This is a genomic window from Acinetobacter kanungonis (genome assembly GCF_009939195.1).
Lineage (GTDB): Bacteria > Pseudomonadota > Gammaproteobacteria > Pseudomonadales > Moraxellaceae > Acinetobacter > Acinetobacter kanungonis.
In genome coordinates, this window is the sequence record NZ_JAACKC010000003.1 from 87173 (window position 1) to 108370 (window position 21198).

Genomic DNA, 21198 nt, shown 5'->3' on the forward strand with positions numbered 1-21198 from the left:
CTCGACTTACTCTGCAGGCTAGTAGTTCAATTGGTAGAGCGTCGGTCTCCAAAACCGAATGTTGGGGGTTCGAGTCCCTCCTAGCCTGCCACTTTTTTCGTAAAAGAGCTTGATGCTGGCTAAACTAGTCATATAATAAATCGCGAATTCTACGACGAGTAAAAAAATGTCGAATGATAAATCGCGTGACGCATTAAGCGACGCGCCTATCCCTCAAAGAAATAATTCTGCTGAAGTTGTCAGTTCTGGCTCACCATTAGATGTTGTGCTATGGATTATTGCATTGATTTTAATCATTGGTGCAACCATGGTAAATCAGCACTTGCCAGCATACTGGGCACCAGCAAATGATATTTGGGTGCGTGTTGGTGTAATTTTGTCTTGTATCGTTGTGGCTTTAGGTTTATTATACGCCACCCATCAAGGCAAAGGCTTTGTTCGTTTGCTAAAAGATGCGCGTATTGAATTGCGTCGTGTCACATGGCCAACCAAGCAAGAGACCGTGACCACCTCATGGCAGGTTCTTGCGGTAGTCGTTGTAGCATCTATTTTATTGTGGTGTTTTGACTATATTTTGGGCTGGTTAATGAAGTTTATTATCGGGTAAGAGAGCTATGAAACGTTGGTACATTATTCATGCCTATTCAGGTTATGAAAAACAGGTGATGCGTTCACTTAATGATCGAATCCAGCGTAGCGCTGTAGCCGATAGCTTTGGTGAAGTCCTCGTTCCTACTGAAGAAGTGGTAGAAATGAAGGATGGTAAGAAACGTAAGTCTGAGCGTAAATTCTTTCCTGGCTATGTGTTAGTTGAAATGGAAATGAATGATGAAACTTGGCACATTGTAAAAGAGTGTCCTAAAGTTTTAGGTTTCATCGGTGGTACAGCAGAAAAACCTGCACCGATTACGCAAAGAGAAGCAGACGCGATTCTTGCTCGTGTACGCAATACTGGTGAAGCACCTCGTCCGAAGACGATGTTTGAACCAGGTGAAGAATTACTCGTAATTGACGGTCCATTCACCGACTTTAAAGGCGTGGTGGAAGAAGTTCTATACGATAAGTCACGTTTAACGTTGACGATTAATGTGTTTAATCGACCAACGCAAGTTGAATTGGAATTTCGCCAAGTCGAAAAAACAATTTAATCTGAATTGGTTTAAAACGCCCGATTTCTTGAATCGGGCATTGTTGTTGTAGTGGATACCACTGCAAGAAAATATTGGGGAGCTGTAAAAGGCGTTCGTACCCAGAGGTAATTGAAATGGCTAAGAAGATTGACGGCTATATCAAGCTGCAAGTTCCAGCTGGTAAAGCAAATCCATCTCCACCGATTGGTCCTGCACTAGGTCAACGTGGTGTTAACATCATGGCATTCTGTAAAGAATTCAATGCTGCTACACAAAAAGTTGAACCAGGTCTTCCAATTCCTGTAGTGATCACTGTGTACAACGATAAGTCGTTCACATTCATCATGAAAACTCCACCTGCATCTATTCTTCTTAAGAAAGCTGCTGGTATCCAAAAGGGTTCATCTGTACCTAACAAAACCAAAGTTGGTAAGTTGACTCGTGCTCAGTTAGAAGAAATCGCGACTACTAAAGAACCAGATTTAACTGGTGCTGATTTAGACGCACGTGTTCGTACCATCGCTGGTTCTGCACGTTCTATGGGCTTGGAAGTGGAGCTATAAGACATGGCAAAGTTAACTAAACGTCAAAAAGCCATTGCTGCTGCTATTGAAGCAAACAAAGTTTACACTTTGGAAGAAGCAGTACAAGTTCTTTCTAGCTTACCAGCTGCTAAATTCAAAGAATCTTTGGATGTTGCGGTAAACCTAGGTGTTGACCCTCGTAAATCTGACCAAGTTGTTCGTGGCGCGACTACACTTCCTGCAGGTACTGGTAAAACTGTACGTGTTGCTGTGTTTGCTCAAGGCGCTGCTGCTGAAGCTGCTAAAGCTGAAGGCGCGGACATCGTTGGTTTTGATGATCTTGCTGAAAGCATTCAACAAGGTAACCTTGACTTCGACGTAGTCATTGCTGCTCCAGATGCAATGCGCGTTGTAGGTAAGTTGGGTACGATTCTTGGTCCACGTGGCTTAATGCCAAACCCGAAAGTGGGTACTGTAACTCCTGACGTTGCTGGTGCAGTTAAAAATGCAAAAGCTGGTCAAGCGCGTTACCGTGTAGACAAAGCGGGTATTATCCACGCTGCGATCGGTCAAGTAGGTTTCACTGCTGAAGCTGTTCGCCAAAACGTTGAAACTTTAGTTGCTGACTTGAAAAAATTAAAGCCAGCGACTTCTAAAGGTGTATACATCAAAAAGATCACTTTGAGCTCAACTATGGGTCCTGGTCTTGTTGTTGATGTAAACAACGTTTCTAACTAAGTTTGACTTAGTCCGGAATTTTAAAGCCCTGAGTAAAAATCAAAGTGCTGCTTTGATTTTTACGCAAGAAACGCGCTGTCGTATTTTGCGAACTTAGGCAAACTTTGAATTGATAAATATATATTTATCAGCGTCAAAGACCTCGGGCGAGAGGGGTTTTACGCCTCTCTCTTAATAACCCAGCCTGAGTAGACGCGGTGGTGTGATTTATTCCTCCTCCGCGTGTAAGTCTGAAAGGACTTACGAATTGGGGTGTACCTTCACGGGTACATAAATCACCGTTAGGAGGTTTTACAATGGCTCTTCTTATCGAAGACAAAAAACAGATTGTTGCTGAAGTTAGCGATGTAGCTGCTAAGGCATTTTCTGTTGTTGTGGCTAACTATCAAGGTTCAAGCGTAGAGCAATTAACACAACTTCGTGTTGAAGCTCGTAAGTTGGGTGTTACTACACGTATCGTGCGTAATACTTTAGCTAAACGCGCTCTTCAAGATACTCAATTCAATATCTTGAACGATGATCTTGTTGGCCCAACCATTCTCGGTTTCTCAACTTCTGAAGACGACATGGGTGCAGCTGCTCGCTTGTTCGAAGAATTTGCAAAATCTAACAAAGCATTTGAACTTAAAGCTGCTGCCTTTGATGGCAAAGTTTATCAAGGTGCTGAAGTTAGCGTTATCGCAAATCTTCCGAACCAAGAAAAAGCGCTTACTATGCTTGCGTCTGTTCTTCAAGCTCCTATTTCGAAATTGGGTCGCCTTATTACAGCGCTCAAAGAGAAAAACGAGTCAGAAGCGGCTTAATCCTACTTTCACACCATTCAATATCCATTTGGAGTTATTCTCATGGCTTTAACTAACGAAGAAATCTTAAACGCAGTTGCTGAAAAAACAGTTCTTGAACTTGTTGAACTTATCTCTGCTTTCGAAGAAAAATTTAACGTATCTGCTGCTGCTGTAGCTGTTGCTGCTGCTCCTGGCGCTGCTGCTGCTGCTGAAGAACAAACTGAATTCAACGTAGAGTTGACTTCTTTCGGTGCTAACAAAGTTGCTGTAATTAAAGCAGTTCGTGAAGCTACTGGCCTTGGTCTTAAAGAAGCTAAAGATATGGTTGAAGGCGCTCCTGCAGTTCTTAAAGAAGGCGTGTCTAAAGAAGAAGGCGAAGAGCTTAAGAAGAAACTTGAAGAAGCTGGTGCTACAGTTACTCTTAAGTAATCTTAAGGGGAGTCGATTTTTTATAATCGGCTCCACAAAATGGCTGATGGCTCTTGGGTCATCAGCCTTTTTGCGTTACAATAATCGGCTCGACTGTAATTTGATTGACGTAAAAATCATCAAATTTAAACAATAAACACAAACTTTAAACGCTTACCAATATTTTTCCATTTAAAAAATATTGTTAAGCGTTTTAATACCACTAAAAATTGCAGCATTTGTAAACAGTGGTGGCCATATCGGCCTGCGTAATTCCTTCTAAACCCGTTCTGCAGGCGGGTTTAGTTTACTTTCCGAGGACTCCAGATGGCATACTCATATACCGAAAAGAAACGGATCCGTAAGAATTTTGGTAAATTGCCTAGTGTTATGGATGCTCCGTACTTGCTCGCGATTCAAGTCGACTCGTACAGAACGTTCTTGCAAGATGGCAAATCACCAAAAAGCCGCGAAGATATCGGTCTCCAAGCCGCATTTCGTTCAGTTTTTCCTATAGAAAGTTATTCTGGCAATGCTGCTCTAGAATTTGTTGAGTATAGTCTTGGTAAGCCAGAGTTTGATGTACGCGAATGTATTCTTCGTGGCTCAACTTATGCGGCACCAATGCGCGTAAAAATTCGTTTGATCATTAAAGATCGTGAAACGAAATCAATCAAAGACGTGCGTGAGCAAGAAGTGTACATGGGTGAAATGCCACTCATGACGGATAACGGTACTTTCGTTATTAATGGTACTGAGCGTGTAATCGTATCTCAGTTACACCGTTCACCAGGCGTGTTCTTTGACCATGACAAGGGTAAAACCCACTCTAGCGGTAAAGTGCTTTATTCAGCACGTATTATTCCTTACCGTGGTTCATGGTTAGACTTTGAATTTGATGCGAAAGACTTAGTCTATGTACGTATTGACCGTCGTCGTAAATTATTGGCGACTGTGGTGCTTCGTGCATTAGATTACAGCAACGAACAAATTCTAGACTTGTTCTACGAGAAAGTACCTGTCTATTTAGACATGGGTAGCTACCAAATTGACCTTGTACCAGAACGTCTACGTGGCGAAATGGCGCAATTCGACATTGCTGATAATGACGGCAAAGTGATTGTTGAGCAAGGTAAACGTATCAATGCGCGTCATGTACGTCAAATGGAAGCTGCTGGCTTAACCAAGCTTTCTGTTCCAGATGAATACTTGTACGAGCGTATCACGGCTGAAGACATTACTTTACGTGATGGTGAAGTGATTGCTGCTAACACCTTGTTGAGCCATGAAATCATGGTGAAATTGGCTGAAGGCGGTGTGAAACAGTTCAATATTCTGTTCACTAACGACATCGACCGCGGTTCATTCATCGCAGATACATTACGTGCCGATACGACGACAGGTCGTGAAGAAGCACTTGTAGAAATCTACAAGGTAATGCGTCCAGGTGAGCCACCAACCAAAGAAGCGGCTGAAAACTTATTCAACAACTTATTCTTCTCCTCTGAGCGTTATGACTTATCGCCAGTGGGTCGTATGAAGTTTAACCGTCGTCTTGGTCGTCCATATGAAGTGGGTACTGACCAGAAGTCACGTGAAGTTGAAGGTATTCTTTCAAACGGTGATATCACTGATGTATTAAAAACATTGGTTGAAATCCGTAACGGTAAAGGCGAAGTGGACGATATCGACCACTTGGGTAACCGTCGTGTACGTTCTGTTGGTGAAATGACTGAAAACCAATTCCGTGTTGGTTTAGTTCGTGTTGAACGTGCTGTGAAAGAGCGTTTAAGCCAAGCAGAAACAGACAACTTGTCTCCGCAAGATTTAATCAACGCGAAACCAGTTGCTGCTGCAATCAAAGAATTCTTTGGTTCAAGCCAATTGTCTCAGTTCATGGATCAAAACAACCCATTGTCTGAGATTACGCACAAACGTCGTGTATCTGCGCTTGGTCCTGGTGGTTTGACACGTGAGCGTGCGGGCTTTGAGGTACGTGACGTACATCAAACTCACTACGGTCGTGTATGTCCAATTGAAACGCCTGAAGGTCCAAACATTGGTTTGATCAACTCGCTTTCTGTTTATGCAAAATGTAATAACTTCGGTTTCTTGGAAACTCCATACCGTAAAGTTGTTGATGGTCGCGTAACAGACGAAGTTGAATACTTATCTGCGATTGAAGAAGTAGGTACTGTTATTGCACAGGCCGACTCTGCAGTTGATGCGGATAACCATTTGACTGAAGAATTCGTATCTGTACGTCACCAAGGCGATTTCGTACGTATGCCTCCTGAAAAAGTGACGCATATGGACGTATCTGCTCAGCAGGTTGTATCTGTTGCAGCATCATTGATTCCGTTCCTTGAACACGATGACGCGAACCGTGCATTAATGGGTTCGAACATGCAACGTCAGGCTGTTCCGACATTATTGGCGGACAAGCCACTTGTTGGTACAGGTATGGAAGCAAACGTAGCACGTGACTCGGGTGTGTGTGTCATCGCAAACCGTGGTGGTGCAATTGAATACGTTGATGCTTCTCGTATCGTGATTCGTGTAAACGAAGAAGAAATGGTTGCGGGTGAAGCAGGTGTAGATATCTATAACCTGATTAAATATACACGTTCTAACCAAAATACATGTATCAACCAAAACGTTGTAGTGCGCATGGGCGACAAAGTTGCTCGCGGTGACGTCTTGGCTGATGGTCCATCAACTGATGGCGGTGAACTTGCGCTGGGTCAAAACATGCGCGTCGCGTTCATGACGTGGAATGGTTATAACTACGAAGACTCGATCTTATTATCTGAGCGTGTACTTCAAGAAGACCGTTTAACCTCGATTCACATCCAAGAATTGTCATGTGTTGCACGTGATACTAAATTGGGTGCAGAAGAAATTACCGCTGATATCCCGAACGTGGGTGAAGCTGCACTTTCTAAACTCGATGAGTCAGGTATCGTTTATATCGGTGCTGAAGTTGCTGCGGGTGACATCCTTGTTGGTAAAGTAACGCCTAAAGGTGAAACGCAATTAACTCCTGAAGAAAAACTGCTTCGCGCAATCTTCGGTGAAAAAGCAGCGGACGTAAAAGACTCTTCTTTACGTGTTCCATCGGGCACGAAAGGGACAGTCATCGACGTTCAAGTCTTCACACGTGATGGCTTAGAGAAAGATGAACGTGCGCTTGCAATTGAGAAAGCTCAATTAGATGCATACCGTAAAGACTTGAAAGAAGAATACAAAATCTTCGAAGAAGCGGCACGTGAACGTATTGTTCGCTTGTTGACTGGCCAAGAATCGAATGGCGGTGGCGGTACCAAGCGTGGCGACAAACTTTCTGAAGATATGTTGTCTGGCTTAGAGTTGGTTGACTTACTTGAAATCCAGCCAAGCGATGAAGCAATTGCTGAACGTTTGACGCAAATTCAAGTGTTCTTGAAAGAGAAGAGCTTCGAAATTGACGAGAAGTTTGCTGAGAAAAAACGCAAACTTTCTACAGGTGACGAACTTACAACTGGCGTATTGAAAGTTGTGAAGGTTTACCTTGCAGTTAAACGTCGTATCCAGCCTGGTGATAAGATGGCGGGTCGTCACGGTAACAAGGGTGTTGTATCCAACATCTTGCCTGTTGAAGACATGCCACATGATGCCAATGGTGTACCAGTTGATATCGTATTGAACCCGTTGGGCGTACCGTCACGTATGAACGTGGGTCAGATTCTTGAAACTCACTTGGGTATGGCAGCGAAAGGTTTGGGTGAGCAAATTGATAAGATGCTCAAACAACAACGTGAAATTGCTGAATTACGTATCTTCCTTGACAAGATCTACAACAAAGTTGGCGGTCAGCAAGAAGATCTAGACAGCTTAACTGACGATGAAATCTTGGTATTGGCGGGTAACTTACGCGCTGGTGTACCTTTAGCAACACCTGTATTTGATGGTGCTGAAGAAGAGCAAATCAAAGAGTTACTTGAGTTGGCTGAAATTCCACGTTCGGGTCAAACGGTATTGTTTGATGGACGTACAGGTGAGCGTTTCGACCGTCCTGTAACTGTTGGTTATATGTACATGCTGAAGTTGAACCACTTGGTTGACGACAAGATGCATGCGCGTTCAACTGGTTCTTACTCATTAGTAACGCAACAGCCATTGGGTGGTAAAGCTCAGTTCGGTGGTCAGCGTTTCGGTGAGATGGAGGTCTGGGCACTTGAAGCTTATGGCGCAGCTTATACACTTCAAGAAATGCTTACAGTGAAGTCGGATGATGTTGAAGGTCGTACCCGTATCTATAAGAACATTGTAGATGGTAACCACTACATGGACCCAGGTATGCCTGAATCGTTCAACGTATTGACCAAAGAGATCCGTTCTTTAGGTATCAACATTGAACTGAAAAATGGTGACTAATTCTCTCCATTAAATCTCTCACTCTCTTTGAGAAAAAGGGGAGTGGGAGATTAATCAGTTAAGAAACAATATTTGTGACCCAGTTGTGAAGTGAAAATCTCCACAACACACGGAGAAAAAAATTGAAAGACTTGCTCGATATCATGCGCAAAAAGACGGACTCAGACGGTCATGCTCCAGTTGAGTTTGATCGCATCCGTATTGGTCTTGCGTCACCAGAAATGATTAAGTCATGGTCTCACGGTGAAGTGAAAAAGCCTGAGACAATTAACTATCGTACGTTCAAGCCAGAACGTGATGGTTTATTCTGTGCCAAAATCTTTGGTCCAGTAAAAGATTACGAATGCTTGTGTGGTAAATACAAGCGTATGAAATACAAAGGCGTCATTTGTGAAAAATGTGGCGTTGAAGTAACAACTGCGAAAGTTCGTCGTGAGCGTATGGGTCACATCGAATTGGCTTCTCCAGTTGCACACATCTGGTTCTTGAAATCATTACCAAGCCGTATCGGTTTGTTACTGGATATGACACTACGTGATATCGAACGCGTATTGTATTTCGAATCTTATGTTGTTACTGACCCAGGTATGACTCCATTTGAGAAATACCAACTTCTTAACGATGAAGAATACTTCAATGCGTTAGAAGAACACGGTGATGAATTCACTGCGAAAATGGGTGCGGAAGCAGTTCAAGACTTGTTAAAAGACATCGATCTTGAAGCTGAAATTTCTCGTCTTCGTGAAGAAATTCCACAAACAACTTCTGAAACGAAGTTGAAAAAAGCGTCTAAACGCTTGAAATTGATGGAAGCATTCAAAGAGTCGAACAACAAGCCAGAATGGATGGTGATGAACGTACTTCCAGTACTTCCACCAGATCTTCGTCCGTTGGTTCCTCTTGAAGGTGGTCGTTTCGCGACTTCTGACTTGAACGATCTTTACCGTCGTGTGATCAACCGTAACAACCGTTTGAAGCGTCTTCTAGACCTTGCTGCACCAGACATCATCGTACGTAACGAAAAACGTATGTTACAAGAGTCTGTTGATGCGTTGCTTGATAACGGTCGTCGTGGTCGTGCAATTACGGGTTCGAACAAACGTCCATTGAAATCTTTGGCAGACATGATCAAAGGTAAGCAAGGTCGTTTCCGTCAAAACTTACTTGGTAAGCGTGTTGACTACTCGGGTCGTTCGGTAATTACTGTAGGTCCTAACTTACGTTTACACCAATGTGGTCTTCCGAAGAAAATGGCACTTGAATTATTCAAGCCGTTTATTTTCGCGAAATTACAAGCATCTGGTCAGGCAACAACCATTAAAGCTGCGAAGAAAATGGTTGAGCGTGAGACTCCAGAAGTTTGGGACGTTCTTGCATCTGTGATTCGTCAACATCCAGTGATGTTGAACCGTGCGCCAACACTTCACCGTTTGGGTCTTCAAGCATTTGAACCGATCCTGATTGAAGGTAAAGCAATCCGTTTACACCCGCTCGTCTGTGCTGCGTTTAACGCCGACTTCGACGGTGACCAAATGGCGGTACACGTACCATTAACACTTGAAGCTCAATTAGAAGCTCGTGCGTTAATGATGTCGACCAACAATATCTTGTCACCTGCAAACGGTGAGCCAATCATCGTTCCTTCTCAGGACGTGGTCTTGGGCTTGTATTACATCACACGTGATGCAATCAATGCCAAAGGTGAAGGCATGGTGTTTGCGGATACGCATGAAGTAAACCGCGCATTGGCAACAGGTCAGGTTGCGTTACACGCTCGCGTTAAAGCACGTGTACACCAAACTGTGATTGATGAAAATGGTAACCGTGAACAGCAAACTATCGTTGTAGATACTACACCGGGTCGTTGCTTACTTTGGGAAGTTGTTCCTGAAGGTATGGATTTCCAACAAATTAACGTTGAGATGACCAAGAAAAACATCTCGAAGTTAATCAACTCTTGCTACCGTAAATTGGGCTTGAAAGATACTGTTATCTTTGCTGACCAATTGATGTACCTTGGTTTCCGTCAAGCGACACGTTCAGGCGTATCGGTTGGTATGGAAGACATGGTTATTCCACCAGCGAAATATTCAATTATTGAAAAAGCTGAAACTGAAGTTCGTGAAATTGAACAACAGTTTGAACAAGGCTTCGTAACTGCGGGTGAGCGTTACAACAAAGTTGTCGATATTTGGGCACGTACCAACGACCAAGTTGCGAAAGCGATGATGGACAACTTGTCTTATACCACTGTGAAAAACAAACAGGGTGAAGATGAGAAGCAAAAATCATTCAACAGTATCTACATGATGTCTGACTCGGGTGCCCGTGGTAGTGCGGCGCAGATTCGTCAGCTTGCAGGTATGCGTGGTTTGATGGCAAAACCGGATGGCTCGATCATTGAAACGCCAATTAAGGCGAACTTCCGTGAAGGCTTGACGGTACTTCAGTACTTTATTTCAACGCACGGTGCACGTAAAGGTTTGGCCGATACTGCATTGAAAACAGCGAACTCTGGTTACTTAACACGTCGTCTTGTAGACGTGGCACAAGACTTGGTAATTACTGAGCCTGACTGTGGCACTTTAGGTGGCCTAGTGATGACTCCGTTCATTCAGGGCGGTGACGTGATCGAGAACTTAGGTACTCGAGTATTGGGTCGTGTAGTTGCAGAAGACGTGAAGAAAGCGGGTTCTGACGAAGTTATTCTTCCACGTAACACTTTAATTGATGAAAAACTTGCAAACTTCCTTGAAGAAGCGGGTGTCGATGAAGTTAAAGTGCGTTCAGTTGTAAACTGTGAATCTACATTTGGCGTGTGTGCGAAATGTTATGGCCGTGACCTTGCACGTGGTCACTTGGTAAATCCAGGTGAATCTGTGGGTGTAATGGCTGCGCAATCGATTGGTGAGCCTGGTACACAGTTAACGATGCGTACCTTCCACGTGGGTGGTGCTGCGAGCCGAACTTCTGCTGCGAACAGTGTACAAGTACGTAACAAAGGTACCGTACGATTCCATAACGTGAAAACGGTACAGCATGCCAAAGGTCACTTGGTGTCTGTTTCACGTTCAGGTGAAATCGGTATTGCAGATGACTTAGGTCGTGAGCGTGAGCGTTATAAACTGCCATACGGTGCGTCAATCTTGTTGAAAGATGGTGAAGCTGTTGAAGCGGGCGGTATCGTAGCGACTTGGGATCCGCATACACATCCACTTGTTACAGAAGTTGCAGGTAAAATCCGTTTCAGCCAAATCGCTGATGGTGTTACAGCAACCTCTAAGACGGATGATGCAACAGGTATGACGACTGTTGAAATCTTGCCTGTAACAGCACGTCCTGCTTCTGGTAAAGATTTACGTCCTGCGGTGGTATTGGATACTGCTGATGGCGGCGAACAGTTCTACTTCTTGCCACAAAACACTATTCTTTCTGTCCGTGATGGCGAAACAATTGGTGTGGGTGACGTTATTGGTCGTGTACCACAAGAATCTTCACGTACTCGTGATATTACCGGTGGTCTTCCACGCGTTGCGGACTTGTTCGAAGCACGTAAGCCGAAAGAGCATGCAATCTTGGCAGAAGTGTCAGGTATCGTGAGCTTCGGTAAAGAGACCAAAGGTAAGAACCGTCTGGTAATTACACCTGATGATGGTTCTGAAATTTACGAAGAATTGATTCCAAAATGGCGTCAAATCAACGTGTTTGAAGGTGAACATGTGAACCGTGGTGAAACCATTTCTGATGGCCCACAAAACCCACATGATATTTTACGCTTGAAAGGTGAAGTTGCATTAACCAACTACATCGTGAACGAAGTTCAAGACGTTTACCGTCTCCAAGGTGTAAAAATCAACGACAAACACATTGAAGTGATTGTGCGTCAGATGTTACGTAAAGTAGACATCACGGATGGTGGTGATACCAGCTTCATCAAAGGCGAACAAGTGGATTACATCCGCGTTGTAGGTGAAAACCAAGCCGTACTTGCTCAGAACAAGTTCCCAGCGAAGTTTGAACGTCAATTGATGGGTATTACCAAAGCATCGCTTTCTACTGACTCGTTCATCTCTGCTGCATCGTTCCAGGAAACCACACGTGTGTTAACTGAAGCGGCTGTAACAGGTAAAGAAGATGATTTACGTGGCTTGAAAGAGAACGTGGTTGTAGGTCGCTTGATTCCTGCAGGTACAGGTTTGGCTTACCACTTAGAACGTCGTCGTCAAGAAGCAGAGGCTGCAGAGCTTGAGCTTCACAATGACTTCTCTGATGTAGACCAAGCGCTTAGCCAAGCATTTAATGATGAGTTTAATGGTCTTTAAATAGTCCTTAAACGCTGATGAAAAGCCACCTTCGGGTGGCTTTTTTACATTCTGAAGCAGAACGACTAAAAAAAATCACAAAATAATACGCATAAAGTTCTATGCTTAAACGTAAATCTATAATTAATCATAAGGTATTAACAATATGAAATTTAATAATAAATTGATTTTAAGTGTGTTTGGAATGATGGCGGCAGGTTCAGTATTCGCTGCACCAATGCCCAATACCATCGTGATCGAAGATAAAGCAGTTGTGCCTATTGTGAAAACTCAAGTCATTCGTAGTATGTCAGGCAAAGAACCAGTCAGAACCGTGAACGCGACCATTTTTGAAGTGACCAATAAAGGTAAAGATGTGGTGGCACGTGATGTGGTAATTGTGGATGACAAAGCTGAATTTTCAGATGAAAAAATGAAGGTACCCATGGTACAAAAAGGCAGTGTAATTGTACCGACTTCAAAAATTGAAGTGGATTCCAAAGTAATGCGAGATGGTGAAGTGGTGGCTGAAGGGAAACAGGTCGATGCTTCAGGTGTTCAGTTTAAAAAAGGGGAAGAACCTGTCCATAAAAATCTGAAAATTGATCAGGTCAAAAATCCCGAACACAGCAAAAGTGCCACCCATGCCGTGATTCAGAGTGATGGTAAGACCACCAAAGATGTGATGGTGATCAAAGATGAGTAGGGATTAGAGCTATAGCATGCTTAGTTTTTACAAAATCCTCATAATTTTATGGGGATTTTTTGATAAAGCTCCATCTTCACTCCTTAATGCTCCTGTAGGGTGTGTACTAAGACAATGGGGAATGGAGATACGCTCATGAAAAAATTAATGAATTTAGCCTTGATTGCTACGGTTTCTGCATTTGCATTCACTGGGTGTAGCAATATGTCTGCATCGGAGCAGCGTGTGGGTGCAGCAGCCTTGGGTGGCGCTTTAGGTGGTGGTGTCGGTAGTAATATCGGTGGCAGTGCCGGTGCTGCGCTTGGTGCAGGTGCAGGTGCGGCTGTAGGAAGCAAATCGCAAAATGGTTCAACCAAAAATGCAACCTATAGTGGTGTAGGTGCAGGCGTGGGTGCCATTATTGGTAAATCAGTGTTTGGTGGTAGCACGGGCGCCGCAATTGGTGGTGCAATTGGTGCAGGTGCTGGCGCAGCACTGGAAAACAATAACCGCTAAGCACGGCTGATATGATTTAAAAAAGGCACTGAATACAGTGCCTTTTTTCATTTTGGATCTGACTTTGATTTTTTGCGGCGAATGTAGACTGTTTTTTCCACTTCAGCAATTCTGACACCAGCTTCATCATAAATATTGAGCTGGTAGATACGATTCACAGGAGCATAGTCTTCAGCCAGTGTTTTGATCTGTTGAAGTTCAGCGGCATCAATACGGATATCGGCGTATACGGTTCCACGTCCTGGCGCTAAGAACTGAATCTTGGCTGCTTTGTCCCAGACGATGTATTTTGAGCCAAGGTGATGCATCAGCAACAACATGTAGAATGGGTCAATCATTGAATAGAGGCTTCCCCCGAAATGCACACCGACAATATTCTGGTTCTTGCTTGTCAGTGGCATTTTGACCCGAATATGGTAGTTCGGAAAATCAATCTTTTCGACCTGAATCCCTGCGCCACGGTAAGGGGCATAGCGATTCAATATGAATTTGGTGATGGTGGGGAAGTTTTGTAATCTTTTGAGAATACTCATAGGACAGAATAGGTATTTTTAGCGCTTGTTCTCATCTTAACCTGACACCGAAAAAATGCAAATCAGCAGTCAGCAGCTCGTCTGATTGTAGAAAAAATACGATAAAACAAAAAAGGAAATCCATCATGCAAGTACAAACTCAATGGGTCACCACCACAGATCAGCAGCGTCTTTATGTGAAAGCATGGGGAGAGATCACGAATCCTGCCTTGGTCTTGGTTCATGGTTATCCTGATAATCAGGAAGTTTGGGAACCTGTCATTCAGTTCTTGGCACAGCAATTTTATATCATCACTTATGATGTTAGAGGGGCAGGACAGTCTTCTGTACCAAAATCCATTCACGCTTACGCTTTGTCACAACTCTCGGCAGATTTGCAGGCCGTGGCTGACAGTGTATTACCGCAACGTGATTTTCATCTGGCAGCGCATGACTGGGGTTCAATTCAGTCATGGGAGTCGGTGACGGATCAGCAGTTTGGTCAACGGATTTTATCCTACAGCACCATTTCTGGACCGTGTTTAGACCATGCAGCGTATTGGATGCGGGAACAATTTCAGCAACAGCCGCAACAGTTTTTCAAACAGTTGGGCAAATCATGGTACATCATGGCATTTCATCTCCCTTTTCTGGCACCGACCTTTTGGCGCTTTTTTAAACCGCAACATTGGGGGCGGATGCTACAACAGTTGGAACAAGTGCAAGACCTGCCTTTAAATACCCATATTGCCAAAGATGGTCAGCATGGTGTGGGACTCTATAGGGCAAACTTTCTGCCTCGACTGACTCAGCCACGACAACGTTTTGCGCAATGTGCAGTCCAAGCCATTGTGTTAAAGAAGGATAATTTTGTCAGTCCTGCATTGATTGATGAAATGCCAAAATGGAGTCCAGACTTTCATCGGGTTGATTTGGAGGCCAATCACTGGGCGATTTTGAGTCAGCCTGAGCAAGTGGCATTTCATATTCAGAATTTTATCGAACGTAATCAACTCGCGAATTAAATCTGTATTAAGTTTGCCAACCCTGTTCCCAGAGCGGTATGAGAAAGAGAAGTAATTTTCAGTTTTAACTCTGTTAGAATGCTTCTTTTTTTCTCATACTTGTTTGTTATGTTCGCGATTATTGCTGCTATTACAGTCATGTTCGGACTGTCTTTAGCTCGTGTTCCTGTTGTATTTGCATTGATTACTGGTGCAGTGACAGGAGGTTTGCTGGCAGGTCTAGGCTTGCAAGGGACGCTGGAAGCGTTTAACAATGGGCTTGGTGGCGGGGCAAAAATTGCTTTAGCCTATGGCATATTGGGCGCATTTGCTTTGGCTTTGGCACGTTCGGGTTTACCCGATTTATTGGCTTATAAACTCATTAAAACGGTGAAAAATGAAGCGGATCACAAAGCACAAACCAAAGTGAAATATGTGATCTTTTTTACCGTGGCATTGGCAGCAGTATTTTCTCAGAACTTGATTCCTGTGCATATCGCGTTTATTCCTGTGTTGATTCCACCGCTATTAAGTGTATTTAACCACTTAAAATTAGACCGTCGTGCAGTTGCTTGTTTACTGACATTTGGTCTGGTGGCCACCTATATGTGCTTACCTGTCGGTTTTGGTGCCATTTTCTTAAATGACATTTTGGCGCATAACATCAATACTTTTGGTAAGCCTTATGGTTTTTCCATCAGCAATGAGCAAATTCCGCATGCGATGATTATTCCGGTATCAGGTATGTTCTTGGGTTTATTAACGGCTGTATTTATTAGCTACCGTAAACCGCGTGTCTATGAAGATTTAGAAGTCGGAAATACCATTCACCGTATTTCATCCGATGTAAATCAAAGCCATGATGGCAAGCCGCAAATCGCACAATTTACCTTGTGGATGGCTGCATTTGCGGTGATCGCGACATTGGCTGTGCAACTGTATTCAGATTCCATGATTCTTGCAGGTCTGGTTGGCGTTGCCATTTTAAGTTGTGCAGGCATTTTCAAGTGGAAAGAAGCCGACGATGTGATTATTAGCGGTATGCGCATGATGGCCTTAATTGGCTTTATTATGATTGCTGCACAGGGTTTTGCAGCGGTGATAGAAGCGACTAATCAGGTTCCTGCTTTGGTGGAAGCTTCGGTAGAGTGGATTGGTAACAGCAAGGCACTGGCGGCTTTCCTCATGCTGATGATTGGTTTACTCATTACCTTAGGGATTGGCTCTTCATTTTCGACTGTGCCAATTTTAGCGATTATTTATGTGCCGTTATGTTTGCAGTTCGGTTTTAGTCCAGCCGCGACCATTGCCATTATCGGTACAGCCGCGGCACTGGGTGATGCTGGTTCACCAGCTTCAGACTCAACCTTAGGTCCAACTTCAGGTTTAAATATGGATGGTCAACACGATCACATGCGGGATAGTGTAGTGCCAACCTTCTTGCATTTTAATCTGCCGTTGTTGGTATTTGGCTGGATTGCAGCAATGGTACTTTAATTTAATTCTGAGTATTTTAATCTATTTTATTTTGATAAATTAATAGATATATTTGGAATATGTTAATAATAAAAACTTGAGTGGTATGCTCTGAATATAATAATAAATATCTGATTAATATGGTTGGTTTTAAATACCAACCATATTGGTCAGATTAAAATAAATAATATTATTAATCAGTGGCTTGAAAATAAATTGTATTTATATTATTTAATAAGTGTTGCATATTAATAACAGTCTTGTTTAATATTAATTAAGCGTTAAATTTTTTATTATAGAGGTTGGTTTAATATGTTAAAACAAGTTGCTCTTATTGCTTTAATGGGGATTTCTGCATCTGCAATGGCAGGTGGCTGGCAGGCAAAAGTAGGGGCATCGTTACTTTCTCCAACTGGAGATACAACTTTAGCACCAGGTGCAGTGGTTGAAGCAGATCACGAATTTGGTTTTACGCCTTCTATTGAATATTTCTTTGGTAACTCTCCTATTTCTGCTGAATTGTTATTAGCGACCCCATTTAATCATGACGTACTGTTAAATGGCGATAAAGTGGCTAAGGTAAAACATTTACCACCAACAATTACGGCTAAATATAACTTTAAAAATTCAACCCGTTTCACTCCATATATTGGTGTTGGTGGTACCGCATTTATTGCATGGGATGAAGATGGTTTAGCGAAAGATGTTAAAGAAGACTTTGGTTTTGCAGGTCAGGTTGGTTTTAATTATCAACCCGCTGATGCGAAAAACTGGGGTGTATATTTAGATGTTCGATATGCAGATTTAAGTCCAGAAGTCACTTTAATTGATGGCACTAAATTTGATTTAAATATCGATCCAGTGGTTTATACCATCGGTTATAGCTATAAATTCTAAGTAATAAAAACAAGAATAATAATAACACCGCTAAAACCTCATCATTTGATGGGGTTTTTTTCTATTGTTCATTTGCTATTTTAGCTGCAACAATCCTTCACTGTGCAGACGCAAAAGATTACATTTTATCTTACTGATTTTGTTTAAATTAGATAAAAAATAGAGTGTTTAGACATGCGAATTTTAAAAATAACGTTATTTACACTGACTTCATTCATTGCAATGGGAAGTTCTGCTGCCAGTTTTGATTGTGCACGTGCGGAAACCCTCACCGAACATAAAATCTGTAACCAACTCAGCTTGAATGATGCGGATGTTAAAATGGCGGCCACCTATAACATTTTAAAACGATTAGTCCCGATGGGTACACGTTCGGTGATTCAAGATGAACAAGTCAAATGGCTGCGCTTACGTGACCAATGTCGAGATAATTCACGTTGTTTGACAGATGTTTATGCCATGCGTCAACAGCGGCTGGATCTTTATTTGCAGCAGATTTATCAACGCGGACCGTATTAAAAAAGCATGATTGCTGAAAAAAAAGATCAATTGCTATTGAAAAATCACTGCGTCACTCCAATTCATAAAGCATCTGATAAAAACACTGTGTGAATGAATTCGAGGAAGGTTGTATGAGCGAGCACAATACACAAAAACATAGCTTTCAGGCTGAAGTGGCACAATTACTCCATTTGGTGACCCATTCACTGTATTCAAACCCAGAAATCTTTTTGCGTGAGTTAATTTCGAATGCTTCGGATGCCTGCGATAAGCTGCGCTTTGAAGGCATTAACCATCCTGAATTTTATGAAAATGACCCAAATTTACATGTGCGTGTCATTTTGGATAAAGAACAAAAAACGCTGACCATTTCGGATAACGGCATTGGTCTGACGGAGCAAGAAGCGATTGATAACCTTGGTACTATTGCCAAGTCGGGCACCAAAGACTTTATGTCGAAGCTCACAGGTGATCAAAAAGCCGATGCACAATTGATTGGTCAGTTTGGTGTAGGGTTCTATTCGGGCTTTATTGTCGCGGATAAGATCACCGTTGAATCACGTCATGCAGGTGCGCCTGAGCAAGAGGCGGTGCGCTGGATCAGTGGCGGTACTGGTGATTTTGAAGTCGAGCAAATTAACAAGGCAACGCGTGGTACAGACATTATTCTGCACTTACGTGAAGATGCCTTGGACTATTTAGAAAGCTATAAAGTTAAGCAAATTATCAATAAATATTCCGACCATATCAGCTTGCCAATTGAAATGCAGAAAGAGGTTTGGCAGGAAGAAGAAGTTGCCGAAGGTGAAACACCGAAAGGCGGTCAGATGGTCAAAACCGATGAGTGGGAAGCGATTAACTCGGCGAGTGCCTTATGGACCCGCAGTAAAAATGAAGTCACTGAAGAGCAGTATATCGAATTCTATAAAAACTTAAGCCATGATTTTGATGCACCATTGGCATGGGCACATAACCGTGTTGAAGGCAGTACCGAATATACGCAACTATTGTATATTCCAAGTAAAGCACCGCATGACATTTTCACGCGTGAAGCCAAAGCAGGCATCAAGCTGTATGTGAAGCGTGTGTTTATTATGGATGATGCGGATAATTTAATTCCGAACTATCTGCGCTTTGTACAAGGTGTGGTGGATAGTGCAGACTTACCGCTGAATGTCAGCCGTGAATTGTTGCAAGAGAGCCGTGATGTCAAAACCATCCGCGAAGGCAACGCCCGCCGTATCTTGACGGTATTGGATGGTTTGGCAAAGTCGGAAGATGTACAAGATCAAGAGAAATTCAAAACCTTCTATACTGAATTTGGTTCAGTGTTGAAAGAAGGTTTGGGTGAAGACTTTGGTAACCGTGAGCGCATCTTAAAGTTATTGCGTTTTGCGACTTCAACCAATGATGAGATCAGTACTTCTTTGGCAGACTACAAAGCGCGCATGAAAGAAGGGCAAAAAGCCATTTACTATGTGACTGCGGAGAGCCTGAATGCAGCGAAGAACTCACCACAATTAGAGCTGTTCAAGAAGAAAGGCATTGAAGTCTTGTTAATGGCTGACCGTGTGGATGAATGGGCAATGAATTTTGTTCAGGACTTCGATGGTACACCAATGCAAAATGTGTCTAAAGGTGCGGTCGATTTAGGCGACTTGCAAGATGCGGAAGAGAAGAAAGCACTCGAAGCAGCCGCAGAGCAATTTAAACCTGTGGTAGATAAATTATCTGATGCCTTAAAAGCCAAAACCAAAGAAGTTCGTGTAACCACGCGTTTGGTGGACTCACCAGCCTGCTTGGTGACCAGTGAAGGTGAGCTTTCTCCACAGTTGATTCGTATGCTGAAACAAGCAGGTCAGGCTGTTCCTGAAAGCAAACCAATTCTGGAAATTAACCCTGAGCATCCATTGGTGAAAAAGCTGGATGGCAGCACTCATTTTGAAGATCTTGCCAATGTGATCTTTGATCAGGCGGTGATTGCAGAGGGTGGTTTACCTGAAAATCCTGCTGAGTATCTGAAGCGCATTAATCAGTTGTTGCTGAAATAAGCTAAGCTTTAATATAAAAAAGGCAACTTAATCTAGGTTGCCTTTTTTATTGAGCGCTGATGTGGATAAAAGCGAACTTATCCACAACGCTGTTTCCACAAGAGGGTTTAAAACAATGCTTCTAAACGGAGCATGGTACTGAAATAGTGATCTCGGTCAGCGCGATCATCATTGTAATAATTGAGATCGGTTTGGACATAGAACCATTCACGCCACAATGGTTGACGCCAAGAGACAAACGGTCCCCAACTATTCAGACGTAAATCTGAATTATCGAGATACCCGCCTGTATAGAGCCCGTAGTTAAAGGTATTGCCTTGAAAGAATTGATGTTGGCGGAAAGCGTAGTTGTCCCAAACTAAATCATCTTTTTGTACATCGGCATAGGTTAAGCTGAATTGGTCACTTAAAAAGGCTGCATCGGGACGGGCATGGGTCAATTCCAAGTTGGTTCGTAAATAATTTTCACTGTCGATACCATAACGGTAAATCTGTTCAGCATGAAAGAAAAAGTCATTTTCAAGGGTCCAATCTTTTTTGGCTTTTAAGCGTAGATAGATGTCATCGCCCGAACGCAGACCGATATCAAAGTCAGTTTCAAAAGGTAAGCGTCTGGAAATGTCTGACCAGCGTAAGGCGAAGGAACTGTTGGCATCACGGTTTTGCCGACGGTCATAGGCTTTGTCATTATCTGGACTTGGCGGATTTTCATTGGTAATGGCAACACTATTTGACAGTTCATTATCCAAAGAGTCATCCCCGAAAACCAGACTGAGTCTCTTTTCTAGATTGGGTAAACGGATCTTGCCGCGAATACGCGGTTTAACGTCGTATTCATCGTATTTATTCCAGCGGTTATCAATCAATACCCTTAAGGTGGCAGAGGCGGGGTCATCGCTATTTCGATCCCCAAACCAGCCATCGATGTCCTGCGAAGTGTCATCCGCCCAATTGCGAATTTGCTTTTGTTTACGGTCAATCCAAGTCTGGTTTTCCGTCACCACAGTCGATGGGACGATTTGTTCATCGGATTGTTCAGGCAGCACGGTTGGTGTTGAATCAATCCAGCGTGGAATGGTATAGAACAAGCTGCCCTCCTGATCGGGGGCTTGCTCGATGGTGTAGGGAGCCGAAGTTGGGGCAGTTTCTTGTATATCGGTCGTATTGGCCCAGCTTGAGGTCTGCCCCATCCCCAAGGCAACCATCAACACAAGTGGCTGGGTAAAAGTTATTCTCATTGTAGGCATTCTCATA

At 43.1% G+C, this 21198-nt stretch carries 17 protein-coding genes and 1 tRNA gene; 16 read left to right on the plus strand and 2 right to left on the minus strand.

Annotation, left to right across the window (positions count from 1 at the left end; translation table 11 throughout):
• Window positions 1–15: 15 nt before the first annotated feature.
• The 11 genes from GWK51_RS06685 (at window position 16) to GWK51_RS06735 (ending at window position 13503) form a co-directional block, all read left to right on the plus strand.
• Window positions 16–91 (plus strand) — tRNA-Trp (locus GWK51_RS06685).
• A gap of 75 nt (window positions 92–166) precedes the next feature.
• A complete protein-coding gene (secE, locus tag GWK51_RS06690; RefSeq protein ID WP_100242786.1) occupies window positions 167–607 on the plus strand; it encodes a preprotein translocase subunit SecE in 441 nt (146 codons plus the stop codon).
• Window positions 608–614: 7 nt separating this feature from the next.
• Window positions 615–1148, plus strand: a complete 534-nt coding sequence (gene nusG / locus GWK51_RS06695) for a transcription termination/antitermination protein NusG (protein WP_100242785.1) — start codon at window positions 615–617, stop codon at window positions 1146–1148.
• Between the two features lie 116 nt (window positions 1149–1264).
• The gene (gene rplK, locus GWK51_RS06700; RefSeq protein ID WP_001074682.1) at window positions 1265–1693 is read left to right on the plus strand and encodes a 50S ribosomal protein L11; all 429 of its coding nucleotides are present in this window, start codon (window positions 1265–1267) and stop codon (window positions 1691–1693) included.
• Window positions 1694–1696: 3 nt separating this feature from the next.
• A complete protein-coding gene (rplA, locus tag GWK51_RS06705; protein ID WP_161933128.1) occupies window positions 1697–2392 on the plus strand; it encodes a 50S ribosomal protein L1 in 696 nt (231 codons plus the stop codon).
• A gap of 296 nt (window positions 2393–2688) precedes the next feature.
• On the plus strand, window positions 2689–3195 hold the full coding sequence (gene rplJ, locus GWK51_RS06710; RefSeq protein WP_100242783.1) for a 50S ribosomal protein L10: 507 nt from the start codon (window positions 2689–2691) through the stop codon (window positions 3193–3195).
• A 42-nt stretch (window positions 3196–3237) separates the two neighbouring features.
• The gene (rplL, locus tag GWK51_RS06715) at window positions 3238–3606 is read left to right on the plus strand and encodes a 50S ribosomal protein L7/L12 (protein WP_016168444.1); all 369 of its coding nucleotides are present in this window, start codon (window positions 3238–3240) and stop codon (window positions 3604–3606) included.
• 306 nt (window positions 3607–3912) lie between these two features.
• A complete protein-coding gene (rpoB, locus tag GWK51_RS06720; RefSeq protein WP_161933129.1) occupies window positions 3913–8001 on the plus strand; it encodes a DNA-directed RNA polymerase subunit beta in 4089 nt (1362 codons plus the stop codon).
• A 122-nt stretch (window positions 8002–8123) separates the two neighbouring features.
• Window positions 8124–12323 (plus strand): DNA-directed RNA polymerase subunit beta', encoded by a 4200-nt coding sequence (gene rpoC, locus GWK51_RS06725; RefSeq protein WP_100242781.1) that lies wholly within the window; start codon window positions 8124–8126, stop codon window positions 12321–12323.
• A gap of 145 nt (window positions 12324–12468) precedes the next feature.
• Entirely contained in the window at window positions 12469–13008 is a 540-nt protein-coding gene (locus GWK51_RS06730) for a hypothetical protein (RefSeq protein WP_161933130.1), read from the plus strand.
• Between the two features lie 135 nt (window positions 13009–13143).
• Window positions 13144–13503, plus strand: a complete 360-nt coding sequence (locus GWK51_RS06735; protein WP_142769689.1) for a DNA transfer protein p32 — start codon at window positions 13144–13146, stop codon at window positions 13501–13503.
• 47 nt (window positions 13504–13550) lie between these two features.
• Here GWK51_RS06735 and GWK51_RS06740 read toward each other — a convergent pair whose 3' ends face one another.
• A complete protein-coding gene (locus GWK51_RS06740; protein WP_161933131.1) occupies window positions 13551–14036 on the minus strand; it encodes a DUF4442 domain-containing protein in 486 nt (161 codons plus the stop codon).
• 125 nt (window positions 14037–14161) lie between these two features.
• On the opposite strand from GWK51_RS06740, the gene GWK51_RS06745 reads away from it, so the two are divergent.
• From GWK51_RS06745 to htpG, 5 genes are all read left to right on the plus strand, one after another.
• Window positions 14162–15040: an alpha/beta fold hydrolase gene (locus tag GWK51_RS06745; protein WP_161933132.1), complete on the plus strand. Its 879-nt coding sequence runs from the start codon at window positions 14162–14164 to the stop codon at window positions 15038–15040.
• A 108-nt stretch (window positions 15041–15148) separates the two neighbouring features.
• Entirely contained in the window at window positions 15149–16516 is a 1368-nt protein-coding gene (locus GWK51_RS06750; RefSeq protein ID WP_161933133.1) for a Na+/H+ antiporter family protein, read from the plus strand.
• 291 nt (window positions 16517–16807) lie between these two features.
• Entirely contained in the window at window positions 16808–17392 is a 585-nt protein-coding gene (locus GWK51_RS06755) for an OmpW/AlkL family protein (RefSeq protein ID WP_161933134.1), read from the plus strand.
• A 174-nt stretch (window positions 17393–17566) separates the two neighbouring features.
• The gene (locus GWK51_RS06760; RefSeq protein ID WP_161933135.1) at window positions 17567–17911 is read left to right on the plus strand and encodes a lysozyme inhibitor LprI family protein; all 345 of its coding nucleotides are present in this window, start codon (window positions 17567–17569) and stop codon (window positions 17909–17911) included.
• A 113-nt stretch (window positions 17912–18024) separates the two neighbouring features.
• Window positions 18025–19944 (plus strand): molecular chaperone HtpG, encoded by a 1920-nt coding sequence (htpG, locus tag GWK51_RS06765; protein WP_161933136.1) that lies wholly within the window; start codon window positions 18025–18027, stop codon window positions 19942–19944.
• A 107-nt stretch (window positions 19945–20051) separates the two neighbouring features.
• On the opposite strand, the gene GWK51_RS06770 is transcribed toward htpG, so the two are convergent.
• Window positions 20052–21191 (minus strand): hypothetical protein, encoded by a 1140-nt coding sequence (locus tag GWK51_RS06770; RefSeq protein WP_407925964.1) that lies wholly within the window; start codon window positions 21189–21191, stop codon window positions 20052–20054.
• Window positions 21192–21198 lie beyond the last annotated feature (7 nt).